At 62.8% G+C, this 17631-nt stretch carries 16 protein-coding genes; 5 read left to right on the top strand and 11 right to left on the bottom strand.

All coding sequences use genetic code 11. The annotated features are described in order from the left end of the window. Window positions 1-208 precede the first annotated feature (208 nt). The 5 genes from ABTV87_RS15200 to ABTV87_RS15180 are packed head-to-tail and all read left to right on the top strand — an operon-like array spanning window position 209 to window position 5789. Entirely contained in the window at window positions 209-1873 is a 1665-nt protein-coding gene (locus ABTV87_RS15200; RefSeq protein WP_433897843.1) for an AMP-binding protein, read from the top strand. A gap of 16 nt (window positions 1874-1889) precedes the next feature. After that, a complete protein-coding gene (locus tag ABTV87_RS15195; RefSeq protein ID WP_227232633.1) occupies window positions 1890-2651 on the top strand; it encodes an SDR family NAD(P)-dependent oxidoreductase in 762 nt (253 codons plus the stop codon). A 12-nt stretch (window positions 2652-2663) separates the two neighbouring features. After that, complete coding sequence (locus tag ABTV87_RS15190) at window positions 2664-3854, top strand: acetyl-CoA C-acyltransferase (RefSeq protein ID WP_085745585.1); 1191 nt, start codon at window positions 2664-2666, stop codon at window positions 3852-3854. Window positions 3855-3873: 19 nt separating this feature from the next. Continuing rightward, window positions 3874-5001, top strand: coding sequence for an acyl-CoA dehydrogenase (locus ABTV87_RS15185; protein ID WP_127798246.1), 1128 nt, complete (start codon window positions 3874-3876; stop codon window positions 4999-5001). Window positions 5002-5015: 14 nt separating this feature from the next. Then, window positions 5016-5789, top strand: a complete 774-nt coding sequence (locus ABTV87_RS15180; RefSeq protein WP_085603440.1) for an enoyl-CoA hydratase — start codon at window positions 5016-5018, stop codon at window positions 5787-5789. A gap of 37 nt (window positions 5790-5826) precedes the next feature. On the opposite strand, the gene ABTV87_RS15175 is transcribed toward ABTV87_RS15180, so the two are convergent. The 11 genes from ABTV87_RS15175 to argH all read right to left on the bottom strand — a co-directional run bounded on the left by ABTV87_RS15175 (window position 5827) and on the right by argH (window position 17461). Further along, complete coding sequence (locus ABTV87_RS15175; RefSeq protein ID WP_039768643.1) at window positions 5827-6978, bottom strand: acyl-CoA dehydrogenase family protein; 1152 nt, start codon at window positions 6976-6978, stop codon at window positions 5827-5829. A gap of 3 nt (window positions 6979-6981) precedes the next feature. Next, the gene (locus ABTV87_RS15170; protein WP_085603444.1) at window positions 6982-8088 is read right to left on the bottom strand and encodes an enoyl-CoA hydratase/isomerase family protein; all 1107 of its coding nucleotides are present in this window, start codon (window positions 8086-8088) and stop codon (window positions 6982-6984) included. A gap of 190 nt (window positions 8089-8278) precedes the next feature. Beyond that, window positions 8279-8965 carry an HPP family protein gene (locus ABTV87_RS15165; protein ID WP_236188453.1) on the bottom strand — a complete coding sequence of 229 codons (687 nt, stop codon included), beginning with the start codon at window positions 8963-8965 and terminating at the stop codon, window positions 8279-8281. Between the two features lie 157 nt (window positions 8966-9122). Beyond that, window positions 9123-10301, bottom strand: a complete 1179-nt coding sequence (locus ABTV87_RS15160) for an MFS transporter (RefSeq protein WP_258711779.1) — start codon at window positions 10299-10301, stop codon at window positions 9123-9125. Window positions 10302-10317: 16 nt separating this feature from the next. Next, a complete protein-coding gene (locus tag ABTV87_RS15155) occupies window positions 10318-11670 on the bottom strand; it encodes an MmgE/PrpD family protein (protein WP_433897842.1) in 1353 nt (450 codons plus the stop codon). Then, window positions 11667-12557, bottom strand: a complete 891-nt coding sequence (locus tag ABTV87_RS15150; protein ID WP_433897841.1) for a polysaccharide deacetylase family protein — start codon at window positions 12555-12557, stop codon at window positions 11667-11669. Before ABTV87_RS15150 ends, ABTV87_RS15155 begins: the two co-directional genes overlap by 4 nt. After that, entirely contained in the window at window positions 12550-13398 is an 849-nt protein-coding gene (locus ABTV87_RS15145; RefSeq protein WP_181457909.1) for a polysaccharide deacetylase family protein, read from the bottom strand. The genes ABTV87_RS15150 and ABTV87_RS15145 overlap by 8 nt, the downstream gene beginning before the upstream one ends. Window positions 13399-13454: 56 nt before the next feature. Further along, complete coding sequence (locus tag ABTV87_RS15140; RefSeq protein WP_085603455.1) at window positions 13455-14279, bottom strand: ABC transporter substrate-binding protein; 825 nt, start codon at window positions 14277-14279, stop codon at window positions 13455-13457. Window positions 14280-14318: 39 nt separating this feature from the next. Continuing rightward, on the bottom strand, window positions 14319-15083 hold the full coding sequence (locus tag ABTV87_RS15135; RefSeq protein ID WP_007951284.1) for an amino acid ABC transporter ATP-binding protein: 765 nt from the start codon (window positions 15081-15083) through the stop codon (window positions 14319-14321). A gap of 10 nt (window positions 15084-15093) precedes the next feature. Beyond that, window positions 15094-15972 carry an amino acid ABC transporter permease gene (locus ABTV87_RS15130; RefSeq protein WP_221534919.1) on the bottom strand — a complete coding sequence of 293 codons (879 nt, stop codon included), beginning with the start codon at window positions 15970-15972 and terminating at the stop codon, window positions 15094-15096. A 61-nt stretch (window positions 15973-16033) separates the two neighbouring features. After that, a complete protein-coding gene (gene argH / locus ABTV87_RS15125) occupies window positions 16034-17461 on the bottom strand; it encodes an argininosuccinate lyase (protein WP_085603458.1) in 1428 nt (475 codons plus the stop codon). Between the last annotated feature and the right edge of the window lie 170 nt (window positions 17462-17631).

Raw genomic sequence — 17631 nt, 5'->3', positions numbered from 1 at the left:
GCTCCGCGTTCCAGCTCTGAAAGGGACGCGGAGCGTCCCGGGCTGCATTCCCACGCGGAGCGTGGGAACGATCAGCTGCAACCGGATTCTTGGCCAAACCAGTCATCCACTTTGAGGGCTTTGACCATTGCCGCCGCCGGCGTGCGGCGCGAGTATTCCTCTGTTGTTTACGGTTCCCCAACCTAATAAGAACAGAGGGATTCTGGCAATGCGCGATTACTTGTCTGCCACCGCACAGTTTGATTATCAGCACACCGTGGACGCCGCGCTCAGCGGCACGCTCGAGGCGCTCAACGCCTGCGTCGAATGTTGTGACCGGCACGCGCTGCCTGGACGCATCGCGCTGTTCTGGGAAGGCCGCGACGGCGCCAGTGCGACGTACACCTTCAGCGACCTGCAGGACAAAGCCGCGCGTTTCGCCAATTTCCTTCTCGCCCAGGGCGTGCAGAAGGGCGACAAGGTCGCCGGCCTGCTGCCGCGCAACATCGAATTGCTGATCACCGTGTTCGCCACTTGGCGCATCGGCGCGGTGTATCAACCGCTGTTCACCGCGTTCGGCCCCAAGGCCCTCGAACATCGCCTGAACAGCTCCGGCGCCAAAGTCGTGGTGACCGACGCCGCCAACCGGCCAAAACTCAGCGAAGTCGCCGACTGCCCGACGCTGGTCACCGTCGGCGGCCCGAAAGGCCAGGGCATCGTCCGTGGCGATTTCAGTTTCTGGGCCGAGCTGCCCAACCATTCCAATGTCTGCGAACCGGTGATGCTGACCGGCGAAGACCCGTTCCTGCTGATGTTCACCTCGGGCACCACCGGGCCGTCGAAAGCGCTGTCGGTGCCGCTCAAGGCCGTCGTGGCGTTCCAGAGCTACACCCGCGATGCCGTGGATCTGCGCCCGGAAGATGCGTTCTGGAACGTCGCTGATCCGGGCTGGGCCTATGGCATCTATTTCGGTGTGACCGGTCCGTTGTCGATGGGCCACCCGATCACCTTTTACGATGGCCCGTTCACCCTCGAAAGCACCTGCCGGGTGATCAACAAGTACGGCATCACCAACCTCACCGGTTCGCCCACCGCGTATCGCCTGCTGATTGCCGGCGGCGACGAGTTCGCCAAGTCGATCAAGGGCAAGCTGCGCATCGTCAGCAGCGCCGGCGAGCCGTTGAACCCGGAAGTGATCCGCTGGTTCGCCGACAACCTCGGCGTGGTCATTCACGACCATTACGGCCAGACCGAACTGGGCATGGTCCTGTGCAACCACCACGGCCTCGAACACCCGATCCACCTCGGCGCTGCCGGTTTTGCTTCGCCGGGCCATCGGATCGTGGTGCTTGACGATCAGTACAACGAACTCGGCGTCGGCCAGCCCGGCATCCTCGCCATCGACCGCACGCAGTCGCCGATGTGCTGGTTCGCCGGGTATGAAGGCGCGCCGACCAAAGCCTTCGTCGGCAATTACTACCTGAGCGGCGACACCGTCGAGTGGAACCCGGACGGCAGCATCAGCTTCGTCGGCCGCAGCGATGACGTGATCACCACGTCTGGCTACCGGGTCGGCCCGTTCGACGTGGAAAGCGCACTGATCGAACACCCGGCCGTCGTCGAGGCAGCGGTGGTCGGCAAGCCCGATCCGGAGCGCACCGAACTGGTGAAGGCCTTCGTCGTGCTCAACCCGCAATACCGCGCGGAACCTGCGCTGGCCGAAGAACTGCGCCAACACGTGCGCAAGCGTTTGGCCGCGCATTCGTACCCCCGTGAAATCGAATTTGTCAGCGAGTTGCCGAAAACCCCGAGCGGCAAATTGCAGCGCTTTATCTTGCGCAACCAGGAAATCGCCAAGGCTCAAGAGGCCGCGGCGCACAACGTTTCAGCTTGAATCCAAGGAAACAGTCATGCAGATCGAGAACAAGGTTTTTATCGTCACCGGCGGCGCGTCCGGCCTGGGTGCCGCCACCGCTGAATTGCTGGTGAACGCCGGCGCCAAAGTGATGCTGGTGGACATGAACGCCGACGCCGTTGCCGCCCAGGCCCAACGCCTCGGCGCGCAGAGCGTGGTCGCCGACATCAGCAACGAAGCCGCCGCCGAGGCCGCCGTGCAGGCAACGGTAAAAGCCTTCGGCAGCCTGAATGGTCTGGTGAACTGCGCCGGCATCGTTCGCGGCGAGAAAATCCTCGGCAAAAACGGCCCGCACGCCTTGTCCAGTTTCGCTCAGGTGATCAACGTCAACCTGATCGGCAGCTTCAACATGCTGCGTCTGGCAGCGGCAGCGATTGCCGAAAGCGAAGCCAATGCCGACGGCGAGCGCGGTGTGATCATCAACACCGCATCGGTTGCGGCATTCGACGGCCAGATCGGCCAGGCCGCGTACTCTGCATCCAAAGGCGCGATCGCCAGCCTGACCCTGCCTGCCGCCCGCGAACTGGCGCGCTTCGGCATCCGCGTGATGACCATCGCCCCGGGCATTTTCGAAACCCCGATGATGGCCGGCATGACCCCGGAAGTGCGCGACTCGCTGGCCGCCGGCGTACCGTTCCCGCCGCGCCTGGGCAAACCGGCCGAGTACGCCGCGCTGGTGCGGCATATCATCGAAAACAGCATGCTCAACGGCGAGGTGATCCGTCTCGACGGTGCCTTGCGCATGGCCGCCAAGTAAGGAGGATTTCCCATGACCATCTCCAACGATCCGATTGTCATCGTCAGCGCCGTCCGCACCCCGATGGGCGGTTTTCAGGGCGAACTGAAAAGCCTGACCGCGCCGCAACTCGGCGCTGCCGCGATCAAGGCTGCGGTCGAACGTGCCGGTGTGGCCGCCGATGCGGTCGATGAAGTGCTGTTCGGCTGCGTACTGCCAGCCGGTCTCGGCCAGGCGCCTGCACGTCAGGCTGCGCTGGGCGCCGGGCTGGATAAATCTACCCGCTGCACCACGGTCAACAAGATGTGCGGCTCGGGCATGGAAACCACGATTCTGGCCCACGACATGCTGCTGGCCGGCAGCGCCGATGTGGTGATCGCCGGCGGCATGGAAAGCATGTCCAACGCGCCGTATCTGCTGGATCGCGCCCGTGCCGGTTACCGCATGGGCCACGGCCGCGTGCTGGATTCGATGTTCCTCGACGGCCTCGAAGACGCCTACGACAAGGGCCGCCTGATGGGCACCTTCGCCGAGGATTGCGCTGAAACCAACGACTTCAGCCGCGAGGCTCAGGACGCCTTTGCCATCGCCTCGACCACCCGCGCCCAGCAGGCGATCAAGGACGGCAGCTTCAAGGCCGAGATCGTTCCTCTGACCGTGACCGTTGGCAAAGAACAGGTTGTGATCAGTAACGACGAGCAGCCACCAAAAGCCAAGCTGGACAAGATCGCTTCGCTGAAACCGGCGTTCCGCGAAGGTGGCACCGTGACCGCGGCCAACTCCAGCTCGATTTCCGACGGCGCCGCCGCACTGGTGCTGATGCGTCAGTCGCAAGCGCAGAAACAGGGTCTGAAACCGCTGGCGGTGATTCACGGTCACGCTGCCTTCGCTGACACCCCGGGCCTGTTCCCGGTGGCACCGATTGGCGCGATCAAGAAACTGATGAAGAAAACCGGCTGGTCGCTGGATCAGGTCGATCTGTTTGAAGTCAACGAAGCCTTCGCCGTGGTCGGCATGGCGGCGATGACCCACCTGGAAATCCCTCACGACAAGCTCAACATCCACGGCGGCGCCTGCGCCCTCGGTCACCCGATCGGTGCGTCCGGCGCGCGGATTCTGGTGACCTTGCTCTCGGCCCTGCGCCAGAAAGGCCTGAAACGCGGCGTCGCGGCGATCTGCATCGGCGGCGGCGAAGCCACGGCGATGGCCGTCGAGTGCGTCTGAACCGATTTAAGGATTTGCCATGATTCCCAATGACGACCAACAACAAATCCGCGACATGGCCCGGCAGTTTGCCGAGGAACGGCTGAAACCGTTCGCCGCCGAGTGGGATCGCGAGCACCGTTTCCCGAAAGAAGCCATCGGCGAAATGGCCGAACTGGGCTTTTTCGGCATGCTGGTGCCGGAGCAGTGGGGCGGTTGCGACACCGGTTACCTGGCCTACGCCATGGCTCTGGAGGAAATCGCCGCCGGCGACGGCGCCTGCTCGACGATCATGAGCGTGCACAACTCGGTGGGTTGCGTGCCAATCCTCAAGTTCGGCAACGACGACCAGCGTGAGCGCTTCCTCAAGCCGCTGGCCAGCGGCGAGATGCTCGGTGCTTTCGCGCTGACCGAACCGCAGGCCGGCTCCGATGCCAGCAGCCTGAAAACCCGCGCACGGCTGGAAGGCGATCACTACGTGCTCAACGGCTGCAAACAGTTCATCACCTCCGGGCAGAACGCCGGGGTCGTGATCGTGTTTGCCGTCACCGACCCGAGTGCCGGCAAGCGCGGGATCAGCGCCTTCATCGTGCCGACCGATTCGCCGGGCTACAAAGTAGCCCGCATCGAGGACAAACTCGGCCAACACGCCTCGGACACCTGCCAGATTCTGTTCGAAGACGTGAAAGTGCCGGTGGCCAACCGGTTGGGCGAGGAGGGCGAGGGCTACAAGATCGCCCTGGCCAACCTCGAAGGCGGCCGTGTCGGCATCGCTTCGCAATCGGTGGGCATGGCCCGTGCCGCGTTCGAAGCGGCCCGTGATTACGCCCGTGAACGTGACACCTTCGGCAAACCGATCATCGAGCACCAGGCCGTGGCGTTCCGCCTGGCGGACATGGCCACCCAGATCGCCGTGGCGCGGCAGATGGTGCATTACGCCGCCGCCCTGCGCGACAGCGGTCAGCCGGCGCTGGTCGAAGCGTCGATGGCCAAGCTGTTCGCCTCGGAAATGGCCGAGAAGGTCTGCTCAATGGCGTTGCAAACCCTCGGCGGTTACGGTTACCTCAACGACTTCCCACTGGAGCGCATCTACCGCGACGTGCGGGTCTGCCAGATCTACGAAGGCACCAGCGACATTCAGCGCATGGTCATTTCGCGCAATCTTTGAGAAGGAATCTGCACATGAGTTACGAAACGATTTTGCTGGAAACCCATGGCCGCGTCGGCCTGATCACCCTCAATCGCCCGCAGGCGCTGAACGCCCTCAACGCGCAACTGGTGAGCGAAGTGAACCGCGCGCTCGATGGATTTGAAGCAGACGCGAACATTGGCTGCATCGTCATCACCGGTTCGACCAAAGCCTTCGCCGCCGGCGCCGACATCAAGGAAATGGCTGATCTGACCTACCCGCAGATCTACATGGACGACCTGTTCAGCGACAGCGACCGCGTGGCCAACCGCCGCAAGCCGATCATCGCGGCGGTCAACGGTTTTGCCCTGGGTGGCGGCTGTGAACTGGCGTTGATGTGCGACTTCATCCTGGCCGGTGACAACGCCAAATTCGGCCAGCCGGAAATCAACCTCGGCGTGCTGCCGGGCATGGGCGGCACCCAGCGTCTGACCCGCGCCGTGGGCAAGGCCAAGGCCATGGAAATGTGCCTGAGCGGGCGTTTGATCGACGCGGTGGAAGCCGAACGCTGCGGCATCGTTGCGCGAATCGTGCCGAGTGCCGAGTTGTTGGATGAAGCGCTGAAAGTCGCTGCAGTGATCGCCAGCAAATCGCTGCCGATTGCGATGATGGTCAAGGAGAGCGTCAACCGCGCGTTCGAAGTGAACCTGACCGAAGGCGTGCGCTTCGAGCGCCGGGTGTTCCATGCGGCGTTTGCGACGCAGGATCAGAAGGAAGGGATGGCGGCGTTTGTGGCGAAGCGGCCTGCCGAGTTCCAGGGCAAGTAATAGCGTTCGCCCCCACGCATTGCGTGGGGGCGATCAGTCAGAGCTGATAGTTCTTCAACTCCCGAGCAATCACCATCCGCTGTATCTCGCTCGACCCCTCATAAATCTGGGTAATCCGCGCATCCCGGTAGTACTTCTCAACCGGGTAATCCTCCAGATACCCATACCCGCCATGAATCTGAATCGCTGACGAACACACCTTCTCGGCCATTTCCGAAGCAAACAGCTTGGCCTGCGAAGCCTCCGACAGACACGGTTTACCTGCCGTACGCAGCCGCGCCGCGTGCAGGATCATCAAGCGTGCCGCGTTGATCTGCATCTGCATGTCCGCCAGCAGGTTGGCGATGCTCTGGTGCTCGACAATCGCCTTGCCGAACTGCACCCGATCACGGGCGTAACCCAGCGCCGCTTCAAACGCCGCGCGGGCGATGCCCAGGGCTTGCGCCGCAATGCCGATACGTCCGCCTTCAAGGTTGGAGAGGGCAATCGCCAGGCCTTTACCGCGCTCACCCAATAGATTCGCTTCAGGAATGCTGCAATTGTTCAGCGTCACCGCGCAGGTATCGGAAGCGCGGATGCCCATCTTGTGTTCGGTGCGATCGACGATGAAACCCGGCGTATCGGTCGGCACCAGAAACGCCGAGATGCCACGCTTGCCGAGATCCGGATCAGTCACCGCAAACACGATCGCCAGTTTCGCCCGCTTGCCATTGCTGACAAATTGCTTGGCGCCGTTGATTACCCATTGTCCGTCGCGCAGTTCGGCGCGGGTGCGCAGGTTGTGCGCTTCGGAGCCGGCCTGGGGTTCGGTCAGGCAGAAGCAACCGATCACCGCGCCGCTGGCCAGATCCGCCAGCCAGGTCTGTTTCTGTTCTTCGCTGCCGTAGTTGAGCACCGGCCCGCAACCCACCGAGTTGTGGATGCTCATGAACGCGCCGGTGGCGCCGTCACCGGCGGAAATCTCTTCCACCGCCAGCGCGTAGGCCACGTAGTCGACGTACGTGCCGCCCCATTCCTCCGGCACCACCATGCCCAGCAGGCCGAGTTCGCCCATCTTTGCCACCAGACCGTCATCGATCCAGCCGGCCTTTTCCCAGGCTTGTGCGTGGGGCGCGATTTCGCCACGGGCGAAGTCCCGGGCCATGTCGCGGATCATTACCTGGTCTTCAGTCAATTCGAGATCGTGCATGGCTCAGCTCCCGCTCTCTTCGAAACCGTGAAAGAAACTCGCGATGTGCTCGGCGTGCAGCGCAGCCAGGGTCGGCGGGTTCCAGCGCGGTGATTTGTCTTTGTCGATCAGCAGGGCGCGCACGCCTTCGATCAGGTCGCCGCGTTCGAACCACTGGCGATCCAGATGCAGTTCGAGGGCGAAGCAGAGTTCCAGGCTCAGGTGCCGGCCGCGACGCAGCATTTCCAGGGTCACGCCCATGGCCAGCGGCGAGCGGGTTTCCAGCAGGTCGGCGGTGGTGGTCGCCCATTCGTGGCTGTCGGCGACGGTCACGGCGCGCAGTTGCTCGACGATACTCGGCACGTCAGGCAACGCGAAGAAATGGTCGATGGCCGGGCGCAAGGCTTCAAGCGGCGCATCCGGCAGGGTTTGCACGGCGTGGCGGGCCAGCAGGCTTTGCAGATCCTTCAGCGGCGTGTCGTGCCACTCCAGGTGATCGAGCTGTTCGTCGAGGGTGCCGAGTTTGCTGCTGTCCAGATACCAGTCGGCGAGGCCGCAATACAGCGCATCCGCCGCACGAATCTGCACGCCGCTGACGCCCAGATAAATCCCCAGCTCGCCGGGAATCCGTGGCAGGAAATAACTGCCGCCGACATCCGGGAAATAGCCGATCGCCACTTCCGGCATCGCCAGACGGCTCTTCTCGGTGACCACCCGCAGATCGGCGCCTTGCACCAGACCCATGCCGCCGCCGAGAACGAAACCGTCCATCAGCGCCAGCACCGGTTTGCGGTAGTGGTGGATCGTCAGGTCGAGGGCGTATTCCTCGACGAAGAAATCTTCGTGCAGCGTGTCGCCGCTTTTATGGCTGTCGTACAGGGATCGAATGTCGCCACCGGCACAAAAGGCTTTCTCGCCGGCACCGCGCAGCACGACGGCGTGGATATCGGCATCGGCGGCCCAGGCATCCAGGTGTTGCTGGAGCTGGCGCACCATGTCGAGGGTCAGGGCATTGAGGCCGGCGGGGCGGTTGAGGGTCAGATGACCGATGTGATTGCGAACCTCGGCCAGCACTTCGTGCGGCGTGGCATCCATGGACGAAGTCCGCGGGGATGAAGCCTGAGCAGTCATCACTAACTCCCTGCTTTTATTGTCTTTATTCGAGAAGCTCGCGCGCGAGCGTTACCGGATCGTAACAGTGCAAATTTGCCGTGTACAACGGGGATATGTGCACGGGCTGTCTGCATTTTTACCTTAGGCCAAATGCACAGGATCGCGGCTTCTTTTCAATCGACAACGCTGACAGGGACTGGCTCTGGACTCAGCGGAACACCTGGCCAATGCTGCGCCGCTTGGCATGCAGTTCACTGGCATGAATCAACTGCTCCAGATCCTCCGGCGTGACATCGATGAACGCCTCCATATCGGCCAGTGCCCGTTTCAGATCCTCGGCCGTAATGGACTGAATATCCACCGGCGCCACGGCCGGCGCCGGTTCGGCGGGGCGTTTCGGGTAGCGGATGCGGGTGAGGTTGTTGTAGGCCAGTGCGGCGAGCAGCAGGCAGGCGGCGCTGAGCATCACCGGTTCCAGGGCTTTCCAGTCCATGGCAATGGTCATCGGGTCGGCCAGCACCATCGTCAATGCGACGGCGCCGGCCGGTGGGTGCAGGCAGCGCAGCCAGCACATCAGGATCAGCGCCATGCCTGCGGCGAGGCAGGCGCTGCCGAGGGTTCGGCCGAGGACGTGGGCCACCAGCAACGCGACGACGCCTGCGCACAGGTAGCCGCCGATGATCGACCATGGCTGGGCGAGGGCGCCGGACGATACGGCGAACAGCAGCACCGCCGAAGCGCCCAGCGGGCCGATCAGGTGGTAGGCCACTTCAATGCCGAACACCTGACTGCACGCCCACACGCTGAACAACGTGCCCAGGGCCATGCCGATCGCGGCGCGGCTCCATTCGGTGGGACGGGTGTTGATGGCGGCGGGCAACCAGCGAGCGAGCATGCAGAATCGATCCTTTGCGAAATTCAGGGCAAAAAAAAGGACTTGTCCGTAAACGCGGAAAGTCCTTCGAAGTGTTCCAACTATTGGGGGAGGAACGCGCACAGTGTGCCAAGCAATCACGATGCTGACAAATTCATATAAATGCAGTTTCAGTGCATTATTTATGCAGTAAAGCCACGCGCCGCCCGCTCATGAAACACAGGAAGCCGCCCATCGCAGTCAATGCGCTGAGGGCATAGAACATGGTCGGCGCCGGCGTATGCATCAGCAGGAAGCCGCAGATCACCGGACTCAGCGCGCCACCCAGCGCCGCCAGATTCTGCGCGCCGTAATAGCTGCCGCGCAGTTCTTCCGGGGCCAGAGTGTCGACGAACAGGAATTCCGACGGGTAAATGATCATCTCGCCGAGGGTGAAGATGAACATCGCGATGCACCACGTCACCAGGCTGTCCGCCAGGCTGAAGCCGATCAAACCGAGGATGAACAGGCTGGTGCCAGCGGCGATCCAGTAGCGCAGTTTTTCCCGGTTGAGGAAGCGGCCGATCTGGTATTGCAGCAGGATCACTGCGATGGCGTTGCAGGCCAGCAGGGCGGCCATGGTTTGCAGGGCGCGCTGCGAGTCTTCGACCACCAGCAGGTATTGCGACAGGTACAGGGTGAAACGCCCGTGAACCACGGTGCTGAGCAGGCAACCGCAGGTGAACATGATCAGCGTGCGGTCGTTTTTCAGGGTGATCAGGGTTTTCAGAAAGCTTTGCGGCTGGCCGATGGCGGCGACGGGGCTGGCGTCCCTGGGAATACCGATCATCAGGAAGATGCTGCCGAAAGCGATGCCGGCAGCAATCAGGAACGGCGCAATCGGGTAGACCCCGGCGATCACCACGCCCAGCATCGGGCCGGTGGCGTAGCCGATGTTGGTCAGGGTATAGCGCAGGGAAAACGCTTTGGCCCGCTGGCCCATGGGCAGGTTTTCACTGAGGATCGCCTTGGAGCCGATCAGGAACAGCGCCGAGGCGGTTTCGGTGATGACCAGAGTCGCGGTGGTCAGGTACAGGTCTTTGGCGAAGGTCAGCAGCACGAAACCGATGGAGCTGGAGAGCATCGCCAGAATCAGTAACCGACGCTTTTCCAGCCGGTCGATGATGTAGCCGCCATACAGCGCAAGCAGGGTGGCGATGAACACCGCGATGCCCAGCAACAACCCGACGTCCTGTTGGTTGAGGCCGAGCTTGTTGCTCAAAAACAGGGTGAGCAACGGACTGGTGATGGCGCGGCTGACGACGATGGTCAGCGAGACGATCATCAGGCGGCGGATAACGAGCGAGTAGGTGGCCACGGAAAATCAAATGTCCTTATTCGGTTAACAGGTGCTCGAGATCGCGCACGGAATCCAGCGTTTGCAGTTGCCGCAGCTGCGCCAATAAAGGCTCGGCCTTGACCGGTGAAATCACCCGCAACGCCAGACTGAAAAACTTCTCCTCCAGCGCCGCCTCGCTCAGCGGATTGCCCGGCGCCCCCAGCGGCACCTCGACACACAGACTCGCCTGACGTCCGTCGCGGGTTCGCACAACGACCACCGGTTCGCCATCCTCCGACAGTCGCTCATCCACTTCAAGGCGAATGCGCGCCAGCCAGTGAGCGATGCACGGATCGTTGCGTGGCTGCTCATCGTAAGCCTCGAGTCGGCAATGACCGTGCACCAGTCGCGCGGCGAGGGCGTAGGGCAGGCTCATCTGCGCAGCGGCCAGACTTTTGATGTCGCGACCGCCGCACATGTCGAGCAGAAACCCGCACAGGTTGACCTGAATGTCTTCCACCTGATCCGCGCCGACCTGCAATTGCTCCAGCAACAACCCAAGCGCATCGATGGCCGAATGGGTGCCACGGCAAGCGGCGTAGGGCTTGATCGAACAGCGCGCGAGTTTCCAGACGCGCCCCAATTCGGCATCCAGCGCATCCGGCTGCGCGCTGCCCGGCGCCAGCGTCTTGAGAAATCCACCCCAGACATCCTCGAACAACACCGACGGCCCACTGACACCTTCACGAGCAAAACGCGCGGCGAGCAAACCACCTTCGGCCGCACGGCCACTGTGCAGTTTCTTGCTTTGCGAACCGTCGTGAATGAACGCCCACAACCCGCCACTGAAACTGCCGGCGATGCCGAGTGCCGACACGGTTTGCCCGACATTCAGCGCAAAGATCCGTGCACAGGCCGCCGCCGCGCCGAACACGCCGCAAGTGGCGGTCGAGTGCCAACCGGCGCCGTTGTGCGCCGAATAACTGCCGCAGGCTTCCAGCACCCGCCGGCCGATTTCGTAGCCGATCACCACGGCAGTGATGAACTCGTGACCGTCCACCGGCCGGTCCACCAGCGACAGCGCCGCCATCACTGCCGGCAACACCACCGCGCCGGAGTGATCGCAACCACCGGTGTCGTCCAGCTCCAGCGCATGGGCGGCGATGCCGTTGAGCAACGCCGCATGTCCCGCGCCGACCCGCAATGACGAACCCCAGACCAGCGCGGTGCCCGGCTCTGCGCCGAACACCTGCCGCGCCTGAAGCGCCACCGCGCTGTCGGCCCCGGCCAGTGCTGCGCCGAAGGTGTCGAGAATGTGTCGCTTGGCCTGCTCCACCAACGCTGGCGGCAGGTCTTCAAACCCTGTTTCGACGCAAAACCGCGCCAGCCGCTGCATGCGTTCCGTCATACGAGGTAGTCCCGATAATGGCGCTCATACACCGACGCCGGATGATCCTGCGCGACCGGCGCCGCCGTTTGCGCCCACCACTGCGCGACCTCAGCGCCGGTGGCGATCCACACATCGTCATGCTGCTGAATGCCTTGCAGCAATTCCCGCAGCACGCCGATGCGCCCCGGTGTGGCGATGATTTCCGGGTGCAGGCGCAGCACGTAGCACAGGCCGAAGCGGTGGAATCCGGCGAAGTCCATTTGCAGGTTGCCCAGGGTGTGGCTGTAGGAAGCGATCCGCGATTGCGCCGGCGGCACGGCCGGGCTCAGGTTGAAGGCGAAGTAAGGCTCGTCTTCCAGTTCGTAATGCAGCGGCAACTCGACCACCTCGGGGGCCGTCGGGTGCAAGAACGGCAGGTCATCGCCACGCCATGACGAAGACCAGAGAATGCCGTGATCTTTCAAGGCTTCTATGAATCCCGGCGCGCCGTTACCCGCCGGAATCCGGAAACCGGTTGGACGCACGCCAGTCAACGCTTCCAGTGCAGCACAACCCTTGGCGACTTCCGCGCTTTGCGCCGCCAGATCCAGCGTGTCGTAATCCTGATGGCGGTAACCGGCGCAGGCGATTTCATGGCCGTCAGCCAGAATCGCGGCGATGTGCTGCGGATTTTCCTCGGCGACGATGCCGGGCACGAACCAGCTGCTGCGCACCCCGAGTTCCCTGAACAGGCCGAGCAAACGCTCGACGCCCCGTTGCGTGCCGTAGCGCCACACCGACAGCGTCTTGTCGCGCCCGGCGACTTCCGGGGCCTGGGTGAGAATGCCGTGGATGTCGTTGTAATCGACGGTCAGCACCACCGCGCAGCGTTTGCCGGCGGGCCAGAGGTTGTCAGCGTCAGCCATGGTGATGCTCCTTCAGCCACCAGCGGGCGACGTCGCGGCAGGTGGCGAACCACACGTCATCGCGCTGGCGCATGTGTTCGAAGAGTTTCTCCAGCAACAGGATGCGCCCCGGTTTGCCGGTGATTTTCGGGTGGAACAGGGTGGTCAGGCACAGGCCTTCGTCCATCGCGCCGTCGTACTCGCGTTGCCAGTTGTCGAGGGTCAGCTCGTAGCTGGCGGTGCGGTCGAGCCCGGACGGAAAGTTCGGTGCGCGGGTGTAGGCGAGGGAGGCGTAGTCGTCCATTTCCCAGCGACCGGGGATTTCCACCAGCGGCGTGTCGTGGCCGGGGACGTTGACCAGATACGGGCGATCATCGCCGCGCATGCTGCTGGAATAGATGACGCCGTTGTCGGCCAGCATCGCCGGGGTTTCGGCACGCCAGTCGCCGGACGGGGTGCGAAAACCCTCGGCGCGGATGTGCAGGTATTGCCAGAACACGTCGCGGGATTTGTTCATCACGGCCTGCTGCTGGTCCAGCGTCAGGGCGTAGAAGGATTCGTGCTTGTAGCCGTGGTAGGCGACTTCATGACCGCGCTCGACGATGGCCTGACATTGTTTCGGCCAGTTTTCCACGACCCAGGCGGGGACGAAGAAGGTGGTCGGGATCTTGAAGGCGTCGAGCAGGTCGAGCAGGCGTGGCAGGGCGCGGTAGGGGCCGTAGCCGCCGAAACCGAAGTATTCGGGTTTGTGCCAGATCGAGTTGTTGAGCATGGCATCGCCGGTCGGGCCGTCGAGGTCGAAGGCCAGGGCGAGGCAGGCTTTGTGCTGGTCGGGCCAGGTGGGTTGCAAGGAGGACATCAAGGGCGCTCCAGCTGTTCATGAAAAAGCGCCGACCGGTTGGGTCGGCGCTGACCGGATTACTTGCCCGCGTTAATGGTCACGTCCTTGATCGCACCCAACTCCAGATCCCACTTCTTCAGAATCGCGTTATAGCTGCCGTCATCCACCATGCTCTGCAACGCCACTTTCACCGCTTCACTCAGCTCAGGCTTCTTCTTGCTCACACCCAGCCCGGTGAACTGCACGGAGATCGGCTGGCCGACCGTCTTGTACATGTCCTTTTCCTGGGTCTTGAGGTACGACAGAGTCTCGCTGCCCTGCATCGCCGCATCGATTCGGCTCTGGCGCAGTTGGGCGCGGGCGTCGGCCGAGCCTTCGGTGCCGATCACGTTGATCGCAGGTTTGCCGGCGGCTTCACAGTTTTCCTTGCTCCACGCGGCGATTTCCGCCGGGAAGGTGGTGCGGCGGCTGGTGCCGACTTTCTTGCCGCACAGGTCGATGATCTCGTTGGTCGCTGCATTTTTCTGCAAGGTGTAGAACTGCGGGCCACTGGTGAAGTAGTCGACGAAGGTCACGCTGGCCTGACGCTCGGCGGTGTCAGTCATGCCCGACAGAACCATGTCCACGCGGTCGGTGGTCAGGGCGTTGATCATTTGCTCGAAGCCGGTTTCCTGCCACTTGATCTTCACCCCGAGGCGTTCGGCCAGGGCGTTGCCCAGGTCGTAGTCAAGGCCGGTGAGCTTGTTGGTGGCCGGGTCCTTGAAATCCATCGGCGGATAGTTGGGCATGATCGCGACGACGATCTCGCCTTTCTCCTTGATGCTGGCCGGCAACTCGGCGGCCACGGCGAAACCGCAAGACATGAGGGAGGTGAGTACTGCTGGAATGACGAAGTTCTTCATGGACGTTCTCTTATGAATGTTGTGAAGGCCAAAGGGGCCTCAGGTTCGAACGGCAGAAATGAAGCTTTGGGTGCGCGGGTTTTGCGGACTTATTAGTATTTCTTCGGGGCTTCCAGCCTCCACGATCTGCCCGCCGTCCATGAACACCATGCGGTTGGAAACCTCCCGGGCGAAGCCCAGTTCATGGGTGACGACGATCATGGTCATGCCGGTCTGCGCCAGATCGCGCATCACCGACAGCACCTCACCGACCAGTTCCGGGTCGAGTGCCGAAGTGGGTTCATCGAACAGCATCAGCTTGGGTCGCATGGCCAGGGCGCGGGCAATCGCCACCCGTTGCTGCTGACCGCCCGACAGTTCAATCGGGTAGCTGTTGCGTTTGTCGGCCAGGCCGACCCGGGCCAGCAGTTCCAGGGCTTCTTCGTGCGCCTCCTTGGGCGAACGCTTGAGCACCTGGCACGGGCCTTCGATGATGTTTTGCAGCACAGTCATGTGCGGGAACAGGTTGAAGCGCTGGAACACCATGCCGGTGGCCAGGCGCTGACGGGCGATCTGCGACTCGTTGAGTTCGTGCAGCTTGTGCCCGACGACACGGTAGCCGACCAGTTCGCCGTCGACCCAGAGGCCGCCCTTGTCGATCTTTTCCAGCTGGTTGACGCAACGCAGCAGGGTGCTCTTGCCCGAGCCGGACGGGCCGATGATGCACAGCACTTCGCCTTGCTCGACCTCGATGTTGATGTCCTTGAGCGCGTGGTACTGGTCGTAATATTTGTTCAGGCTCACGGCCTTGACGATGCTTCTCATGACGAATTCCTCAAGAACGCTTGCCGGCGCCGCGAGCGAAACGACGCTCCAGACGGCTTTGACCAAAGGACAGGACGGTGACGGTGGCCAGGTACCAGATACCGGCGACGATCAGCAGCTCCATGACCCGGGCGTTGGCGTAGTAAATGTTCTGGGCGTTGTAGAGCAGTTCCGAGTACTGGATGACGCTCGCCAGCGAGGTCATTTTCACCATGCCGATGAACTCGTTGCCGACCGGTGGAATGATGATCCGCATGGCCTGGGGCAGGATGATCCGGCGCAGCGCTTGCAGGCGCGGCATGCCGATCGACTTGGCGGCTTCGTACTGGCCGGTGTCCACCGACAGCAGGCCGGCGCGCACCACTTCAGCGGTGTAGGCGCCCTGGTTGATGCTCAAGCCGAGCAGGGCAGCCACGAACGGGGTCATCAGGCTCACGGTGTCGAGTTCGAACAGACCGGGAATGCCGATGGTGGGGAAGATCAGCGCCAGGTTGAACCACAACAGCAGTTGCAGAATCAGCGGCGTACCGCGAAACAGCCAGGTGTAGGTCACGGCCACGTAGCGCAGGATCGGGTTGGCCGACATGCGCATGATCGCGGTGATCACCCCGAACACGATGCCCAGCGCCATGGCCAGCACGGCCATGACGATCGTGTTAAACAGGCCCCACATGATCGCTTCGGAGGTCAGGAACTGGCCGATGTACGACCATTCGATCTTGCCTTCGGCGAAAGCCCGCACCAGACCGATGATCGCGATGACGATCACGGTGGCAAAGAAGATCCGCCCGTAATAACGCCGTGGCACGTGCTGGTACTGGGTAATGTCGAACTGGTTTTCCGCCAGTTTGCGCTCCGCCTGGAGTCGTTCTGCCTGAGTCTGGCTCATGGTGTTTCTCCGTACACTGTACTTTTCGATCAACCCCCTCCCGGTGGGAGGGGGACCCGGCTTAGAGGCGGAAGCCCTGGTAGTTTTCGGTCCACTGTTGCTGCGCGGCGAGGGCGGTTTTCAGGCGGCCGATCTGCTCGCGCACCTGTTGCGGCGCGGTGCCGCCCCAGCCGCTGCGGGCAGCGATGGCGGCTTCCAGGGTCAGGCTGTCACGCACGTCTGCCGTGAGGCGCGGGTCGATCTCGGCCAGCAATGCCGGCGAGGCTTCCCACAATTCGAGGTCGTGTTTTTCGCAGGCCTGCACCAGTGCACCGGTGATTTCGTGCGCTTCCTTGAACGGCACGCCGCGCACCGCCAGCCAGTCGGCGACTTCGGTGGCGAGGGTGAAACCCAGTGGTGCCTGACGCCGCAGTTCCTCGACGTTGACAGTCATGGTCGCGACCATCCCGGCCATCGCTGGCAGCACCAACAACAAGGTATCGACGCTGTCGAGCACGCCGTTCTTGTCTTCGCTCAGGTCACGGTTGTACGACAGCGGCAGGGATTTGAGGGTCGAGAGCAGGCCGGTCAGGTTGCCGATCAGACGCCCAGCCTTGCCCCGTGCCAGTTCGGCGATGTCCGGGTTTTTTTTCTGCGGCATGATCGAGCTGCCGGTGGCGTAGGCGTCGTCCAGGTCGACCCAGCGGAACTGGCGCGACGACCACAGGCAGAACTCTTCAGCCAGACGCGAGATGTTGATCCCGAGCATGCTGGCGATGAACAGGAATTCGGCGACGTGATCGCGGCTGGCCACGGCGTCGATGGAGTTTTCGCAGACCCCGGCGTAGCCCATTTCCTTGGCCGACTGCTGCGGCTGGCGAGCGATCGCGGAACCGGCCATGGCCGCAGCACCGAGGGGCGACAGCGAAGTGCGGGTGTCCCAGTCCACCAGTCGCTGCACGTCACGCAACATCGATTGCGCGTGGGCCAGCAAGTGGTGGGCGAACACGATCGGCTGCGCCTGCTGCAGGTGAGTGAAACCCGGGCAGATGCTCTCGACGTGCTGCTCGGCCTGACCCACCAGCGCGGTTTGCAGGGCCAGCACTTCCACGGCCAGGGTGCGGACGTGGTCACGCAGGAACAGGCGTAGGTCGTTGGCGGTCTGGTCGTTGCGTGAACGGCCGGCGCGCAGCTTGCCGCCCAGTGCGCCGAGGCGCTCGGTCAGCAGGCGCTCGATGAAGGTGTGAACGTCTTCGTCGTCCAGCGTCGGGGCGATGCGCCCGGCAGCAAAATCGGCACCGATGCCGTCCAGGGCTTCGATCATCGTGCGGGTTTCCTGCTCATCCAGCAGGCCGGCACGTTGCAGTTCCCCGGCGTGGGCCTTGGAGCCGGCCAGATCGTACGGCGTCAGGCGGAAATAGCGCTCGGGGCAACGGGACAGGGCCGCCAGGGCTGCGGACGGGCCGCTTTTGAAACGGGCACCCCAGAGGCGGTCGGTGGTTTGAGACATTTGTTGTTTTCCTCGTCGGTAACGCGAACTGAAATCGGTGTGCATGGCCCTGAAAAATCGTGCCGAACAATCAGCAGACGGAATCAGGCCAAAGCAGTTTTCAAGAGGGCAGTTGCAAAGAGACAAGAGCTGATCGAAGTGTCAGCTTTTAATGTTTGGCGATCAGTGAG

This window comes from Pseudomonas sp. PSE1(2024), assembly GCF_050990555.1.
GTDB classification, from domain to species: Bacteria; Pseudomonadota; Gammaproteobacteria; order Pseudomonadales; family Pseudomonadaceae; genus Aquipseudomonas; species Aquipseudomonas aphyarum.
The sequence above is the reverse complement of the archived record's forward strand: the minus strand, read 5'-3'. Positions and strand labels throughout refer to the sequence as shown.